General features: G+C 41.3%; 1 pseudogene. It reads right to left on the bottom strand.

Annotated elements, in window-relative coordinates:
* Positions 1 to 558: 558 nt before the first annotated feature.
* Positions 559 to 695 (bottom strand): annotated as a pseudogene (locus DXA05_RS26205) (transposase); the annotation flags it as partial.

Below are 695 nucleotides of genomic sequence, written 5' to 3'. Positions count from 1 at the left end.
GGCTTAATTATATAGCGAGGGCGAACGCCCTACGTAAAAACGACAATCTGAATTTGCGCCCTGAAAGGGCATAATTGTATACAGTTCCGCCTTTCAGGGCTTGTGGCTGGTGTGTTTTTTTCGTAGGGCGTTGCCCTACGCTATATAATTAAGCCTTTCAGGGCACCCCAATAAATATATAATTGTAAGGCTTTCAGCCTAACTGCAAAATTCCCATTTAACCGATAAATTCCCATTTAATTAAGAACTGCATAAAAAAGAGAAATGCTTACTCTTACCTTTTTATTTCTCCTTTTATTTTTGACAAAGAAGAAAATTGTCGTATCTTTGTGATACTCTTCATATCAACCAGGCAGGGAACCTGCCTCGTTTTCGTGGCAGGCATTTTTATGCCTGTCCTGATGCTTCATATGGCGGTTTCGTACCCCCGTGTGGAGTGTTAATGCACCCACTGCCTGGTTGGTGAAGAGTAACGGGAAAGGCGGAACCGCTCTTATTTCATAGAAAATCTTCGGGCTCAGTTGTAATTCTTGGGGGATTAAGTTTAGTCAATTCCCTTCATGCATATACCTTTGCTAGCCTAAAAAGGAAGAAGCTCATATCCACTACTCCTCTAAATGATGCCCTAAATGCTTTGATTTTAGCATTAAATGCTTCCGCTGCTGCATTTGTACTCCTGTTCACAAAGAAGTTCA

The organism is Bacteroides sp. AM54-2NS (assembly GCF_003602935.1).
GTDB classification, from domain to species: domain Bacteria; phylum Bacteroidota; class Bacteroidia; order Bacteroidales; family Bacteroidaceae; genus Bacteroides; species Bacteroides xylanisolvens.
This window is presented reverse-complemented; position numbering and strand designations above follow the sequence as displayed.